Origin of the sequence: Candidatus Cardinium sp. cByotN1 (assembly GCF_022810525.1) — a bacterium.
In the GTDB taxonomy this organism is placed as follows: Bacteria; Bacteroidota; Bacteroidia; order Cytophagales; family Amoebophilaceae; genus Cardinium.
This window is the reverse complement of the sequence record NZ_JAACGG010000047.1, coordinates 1-6,350: the sequence shown is the minus strand read 5'-3', so window position 1 is coordinate 6,350 and position 6,350 is coordinate 1. Positions and strand designations below refer to the sequence as shown.

At 37.4% G+C, this 6,350-nt stretch carries 5 protein-coding genes; all 5 read right to left on the bottom strand.

What is annotated here, in order from left to right; genetic code table 11:
• Positions 1-239: 239 nt before the first annotated feature.
• A complete protein-coding gene (locus tag MUW73_RS01480; RefSeq protein WP_243018644.1) occupies positions 240-857 on the bottom strand; it encodes a DUF5683 domain-containing protein in 618 nt (205 codons plus the stop codon).
• A 3-nt stretch (positions 858-860) separates the two neighbouring features.
• Positions 861-1,808 (bottom strand): ParB/RepB/Spo0J family partition protein, encoded by a 948-nt coding sequence (locus MUW73_RS01475; RefSeq protein WP_306668678.1) that lies wholly within the window; start codon positions 1,806-1,808, stop codon positions 861-863.
• A complete protein-coding gene (locus MUW73_RS01470) occupies positions 1,774-2,541 on the bottom strand; it encodes a ParA family protein (protein WP_243018643.1) in 768 nt (255 codons plus the stop codon). Before MUW73_RS01470 ends, MUW73_RS01475 begins: the two co-directional genes overlap by 35 nt.
• A 451-nt stretch (positions 2,542-2,992) precedes the next feature.
• Positions 2,993-4,855: a tRNA uridine-5-carboxymethylaminomethyl(34) synthesis enzyme MnmG gene (gene mnmG, locus MUW73_RS01465; RefSeq protein ID WP_243018642.1), complete on the bottom strand. Its 1,863-nt coding sequence runs from the start codon at positions 4,853-4,855 to the stop codon at positions 2,993-2,995.
• 361 nt (positions 4,856-5,216) lie between these two features.
• Positions 5,217-5,657, bottom strand: a complete 441-nt coding sequence (gene ndk, locus MUW73_RS01460; protein WP_262914879.1) for a nucleoside-diphosphate kinase — start codon at positions 5,655-5,657, stop codon at positions 5,217-5,219.
• Positions 5,658-6,350: the final 693 nt, after the last annotated feature.

The window sequence follows — 6,350 nt, the reverse complement described above, 5'->3', positions numbered from 1 at the left end:
CAGTAAAAAGTTGCTGAAAGCAGCCCTAACAGCTGGAAAAACAGAACTCGCCCGCTTCGCGGGCTTCAAACAGGCTGTTTTTCAATTTCAGCTGTGAGGGCTGCTTGCTGATCGAAACTATTTTACAAGGGGCATTTTTTTCTTTACGTACGCTGCCATAGTGGTGAATAGATACCTGCGTTATCTAGCAATAAAAACAATTGTTTATAACAAAGCTTAAAACCTTATTACAACAGCCTCTATTTAACAGCAGCAACAGCTGGTTTTACAATAGAATTGGTCCCAATATCATTTTTAAAATTAACCGTTCGGTCATGCCCTCCGGCATAAGCATCAAATACATTTAATAAGTACCAAGCAGCTGCAATTATAGCAAACAGATTTCGGGTACGCTCGCATTCTTTAATACGTTTTTGGGTAAATGCATCATTGGGCTTGGTGAGATGATCTGTAAGAAGCAAAGTTCGTTTGTGTTTATTCATCTCTTCATGTTCTAAATAGATCCTAGAGCAGACTATCACAAAGCCTAAATAAAAGCAGGGTACTTTCCAATAATCTTTATTGTAGACTTGCCCTAAACCAGGTACTACCATCGAACTAATCCAAGAACGTTGTACCATAGCTTGTGCACGCATTGCCTTATGCAACAAGGTTATTTCAGCGACCTGTTGATCTACCTTACTATTACTAGAAGAGGGCGCATTAAGCCTGTTTTCTGTAGGACCATCTAGCAACCTAGGCAGCTGAGGCATATTGTGTAAGAGCGGCTTACTCGGCAGTGTAACCTTGGCCTGAACAAGACCAGGCAAATATAGAGCCCCTACCATGATTAAAAAAAAATTATAGCGCAGTTTCATATCTTATTTTGTATTCGAAATAATAGCCACAATTCTTTTTAGTTCTTCTTCAGAATCAAATATAATTTTAATTTCTCCTTGTTTTTTCGCATCTGCTTTTATAATTACTTTTGTATTAAACTGTTGCCTCAGTTGTGTAGTTGTATCTTTTAACCTTGCTGTAAACGCAGGATTAAGTTGTGTTTTAACGGTTGGCTTTTTTAAATGGCTAGTAGTCGCTAGCCCTTGCACTAGTTTTTCTACTTCTCGTACGGAAAGCGTCTCTTCTAGGATTTTTTTCAATAAGCTTAACTGTGTTTCGGGTGTTTGAAGATTAATTAGTGCCCTGGCATGACCCATGGAAATTTTTTGGTCTCGAAGCGCAATTTGAATATCAGGAGGCAATTTAAGTAACCGAAGGTAATTATTAACCGTTGTCCTATCTTTACCAATGCGTTCGGCTAATGCCTCTTGTGTTAGTTTACAATCTGTTAGTAAACGTTGGTAACTAAGTGCAATTTCAATCGCATTTAAGGAATCACGTTGAATGTTTTCAATAAGTGCTATCTCTAGCATATGCAGATCATCTGTGGTACGTATATAACTTGGTACCTCTTCTAACCCTGCTAATGTAGCGGCACGTAGGCGTCGCTCTCCAGCTATTAACTGATAGGTCTGATTACCTACTTTTCGAACGGTAAGTGGCTGTATAATGCCATGTAATTTTATCGATTCGCTTAATTCATTTAGCGTTTCCTGGTTAAAGTCTTGGCGAGGTTGAAAAGGATTGATGGCAATGGATGAAATCTTGATCATTTTAAAAAAACGTTCAGTAGTATCAAAAGATGCTTCTGAATGTGCTCCCTGCAATAGGGCACTTAGGCCTCGACCTAGAACACGATTTCCTTTTGTAGGCTGCATAGTTTCATCATTTACATTATTGCTTATCTCTACTAGTAATCTCTTCAGCAAGGCTAAGGTAGCTAACGGCTCCTTTACTATCGGCATCATAAATAATAGCAGGCATCCCAAAGCTTGGTGCTTCACTTAGCTTAATATTTCTTGGAATAATGGTTTCAAATACCATGCTTTGAAAATGTTTCTTGACTTCTGCTACAATTTGGTTGGCTAGGCGAAGCCTAGCATCATACATGGTCATTAATATGCCTTCTATTTCTAAGTTAGGATTTAAACGAGATTGAATAATTTTAGTTGTATTTAAAAGCTTGCCTAGCCCCTCTAATGCAAAATATTCACACTGAACCGGTATAATTAAAGAATCTGCAGCCGTTAGTGCATTGATGGTAATCAAACCTAAAGAGGGCGCACAATCTACTACGATATAATCGTAAGTTGGCCTTATAGCTTTTAAGGCTTCTCTGATACGGCCTTCTCTATTCTGAAAGTTTACCATTTCTACTTCTGCACCAACTAAGTTGATATGAGAGGGTAAAAGATCCAGATTAGCTATACTAGTTGATTGAATTAATAGTTTAGGATCTACTGCTTCCACAATACACTCGTAGATGCTATGTTCGACTTCTTCGGGCTTAATACCTACACCAGAAGTTGCATTTGCTTGTGGATCAATATCAATAAGCAAAGTTTTTTTTTCTAATATAGCAAGACTTGCTGCCAGGTTTATAGCAGTAGTTGTTTTACCAACACCACCTTTCTGATTGACAATCGCTACGATTTTTCCCATAAACATTGCGATTTATTCGCATAAATTTTAAACTAATCAGATCTATTTGAAATAAAACGATAGCATGATTGTGAACTAGGTATGCTGCGCAATTTATAAGAGACACGAAGGGCAAAATCAGAACGTAATTAGCATGTACGTAAAGATTGACGCACCGGATTGACGTGCAAATTACCAGCAACAATAAGGTTTCGCAAGGAATCTAGTACTAGAGTACTAAATAACACACTGACAATCAAGCTATAAACTGATCTTATTACAATAGGAATATTACATTAATATTGTGCTGCTTCTCCAATCTATGAAAAAATAAAAATATATCAAAAAGTATCCTTGTAAAGGATACTAAACGGGTTGTATTTTCGTACGTGGTATTAGGACAATGGGCTACACAAAGGGTACTTTTTATGGATAAACCTTGCAGAAGGCTTCTTAGAAACCTTATTATCTATTATCTTCCTAAGTAGACCATTAAAATAGAAATATCAGCTGGACGTACACCACTAATCCGCGAAGCTTGCCCCAAGGTAGCAGGTCTTTTCTTTTGAAGTTTTTCTAATGCTTCTGCAGAGAGTGCTTTTAGCGCTAAATAATCAAAATCACTTGGAATGGTATAATGTTCCAATCGTTCTATTTTCTCTACCAGTTCCTTTTCTTTGAGAAAATAACTTTCATATTTAATCTGAATGATGACTTGTTCAAGGATTTCTGCTTCATAAGTAGATAATACATTGCTTTCCTGTTTATCTAATAAAAGCAGGCTGTTAAGGTCAACTTCTGGCCTCTTTAGTAATGTATAAGAAGATTGTACTTCATCTACTAAGCTTGTACCTACTGTGGCTAATATTGGGTTAATAATCGATGGTTGTATTTTCCATTGCTTTAAAAAATCAAAAACAGATGCCATCTCTTCTTTCTTTTTATATACTTTTTGAAGTCGTTCATCACTAGCCAATCCTATAGCATGTCCCGATTCTGTTAAGCGGAGGTCTGCATTATCTTGTCTGAGTAAAATCCGAAACTCAGCCCGAGAAGTAAACATTCGATAGGGTTCTTCAGTACCCTTGCCTACTAAATCATCTATTAAAACGCCAATATAGGCCTGAGACCTTTTAAATACGACTGGGCTCAATCCATTAATTTTTCTATAGGCATTGATCCCTGCCATTAATCCTTGACAGGCAGCTTCTTCATAACCAGTAGTGCCATTGATTTGGCCTGCAAAGTAAAGATTTTGAATCAATTGAGTCTCTAGTGTATAGTGTAATTGGGTAGGAGGGAAATAATCATATTCAATGGCATAACCAGGGCATATCATTTTTGCTTTTTCAAAGCCAACTATAGCCCTTAACATCTTGAATTGAATGGCTTCTGGCAATGAAGTAGATAATCCATTGACATATACTTGAATAGTATGCCAGCCTTCTGGTTCCACAAAAATTTGATGCCGCTCTTTATCTGAAAACCTATGCACCTTATCTTCTATGGAAGGACAATAACGAGGACCCGTGCTTTGAATTTGACCATTATAGATGGGGATATCTGCTAAATTATCTTTAATAAGATTGTGGACTATTGGGTTAGTATAAGTAATATAGCAACTTTTTTGTTGAGTAAGAGGGGTTGTATCTAAAAACGAAAACTTGCCTGGTAGCCGATCACCTGGCTGTTCCTCCATTTTCGTATAATCTAATGTTCTGCTATCTACACGAGGAGAGGTGCCTGTTTTCATTCTACCTGTTTGAAAACCCAGGGTTTTGAGTTGTTCAGTAATACCCGTGGCAGCTCGTTCTGCAGAACGACCACCGGCCATTTTCTTTGCACCAATATGAATGATTCCATTTAAAAATGTTCCATTGGTTAAAATAACTGCTTGGCTCTTTATCGTAATACCTAGTGCAGTTTGAACACCTCTTACTATTCCCTTTTCTACCAATAATGAGACCACCATATCTTGCCAAAAATCTAAATTAGGCAATGATTCAAGTGCCCTTTTCCAACACTCCGAGAATAACCTACGATCATTTTGAGTCCGAGGACTCCACATCGCTGGCCCCTTTGAGGTGTTTAACATTCTAAACTGGATGGTCGATTGATCTGCTATGATGCCAGAAAATCCCCCCAAGGCATCTATTTCTCGAATAAGCTGCCCTTTGGCGATTCCTCCCATAGCTGGATTACAAGACATTTGCCCAATTGTCTGTAAGTTCATAGTGATCAGCAAAACCTTAGCACCTAGCTTAGAAGCAGCTGTAGCCGCTTCACAACCCGCATGGCCACCCCCTACTACAATAATATCGTATTCAAGCAACATAGATTTAAAAATGTTTCACGTGAAACACTCAGTTCATTTCTTCAAATAAAGAGTCAAGCGATTTGTTTAGTAAATGATATCAAATTAAGAAAGAGCCTAGTACTCTATCCATGATTTACTAGCTTCTGATATGACAAGCAAAGTTTCTATTCAGCTCTCACCCACGGACATAGGCCTACAAAAGAAACTGTATACTATCCAATTTCTTAGAAGCACTGTAGTAGGCATGCAGAATAAAGACCAAAGACCCGCTATAAATAGCTGGAAGAGATCATTGTAACAACTTACTCAGGAATTGGGTTTTTTGTCTACTTTTTAGTCAAGCAAAAATTAAGCTTAAAAGCCTTTGAACATAGCAACACTATAGGGTAGCTGGTTGCTTTACAAGAAGCTTACGGCTAGGAAAGAAAAATGAAATTTCAGAGGCAGCTGTTTGATCTGAGTCTGATCCATGAATTGCATTGTAATCGATAGAAGTAGCAAATGCTTTTCTAATAGTACCCTCAACTGCTTCTGCTGGATTGGTAGCGCCCATTAGTTTGCGTAGATCTACAACTGCATTATCTTTTTCTAATACCATAGCCACTATAGGGCCCGAAGCAATGAAGCTACATAAGTCTTTATAAAAAGGACGATCCGAATGTACTACATAAAAATTCGCTGCAACGATTTGGGGTAACTGCAGCATAGACATGGCTATGATAGAGAAACCTGCTTTTTCTATCATAGCAAGAATAGAGCCAATATGATTGGCACGAACAGCGTCAGGTTTAATCATTGAAAATGTGTACTTTCCTTGCATTTTATACATTTAATTAAGTGTTGATTTCAAGGGAGCTATACCCGGTAGTTAGTCACTATAGAAATTGTTATTTTCTAAGTAACTTAATTATTTATCCTACTTTAGAGCAGGTTGAATTTTACATTCAAGCAAATTTGCTCCAAATATTATGCAGCAAACAAATATAATACTTTTTAGCCCTTGGCCAAGCATTGTATAGGGTCCTTTCGTGTCTATCGTTGTTTTTATATAGGTTTTGCTTCCTAACTCAAATTTTGGCTGTTGTGACGACTATATAACAAAAGTCTCAAAAGAAGAGAGCGTATTTTTAGATCAGATTATTGGTGGCTATTCAGCTAATAGCGTCTACTTAATAGATATGTATCCGTTCACGCAATGGCGTCAACTTAAGGAATTTATAATTATTTTTATTTGATTATAAGTATTTTTATCTTACTTTTTTCTTGATAAAAAAGTAAGCAAAAAATCAAGCGCTGGTAAAAAGTTGCGGAAAGTGCCCCTTACAGCTGGAAAAACAGGAACCTCCCTGCAATCTATCCCGGCAACTGTTTTTCTTTTCAACTGTAAACTGCGCTTTCTGATCGCACTTTTTTCCATGTGCGCGTTTTTTTCCTAACATAAGCCATAGTGGTGAACGGAAACCTAGTAAAAAGTTTTTTTATTTCGCTTTTTGCTTGATCAAAAAGTGGACAA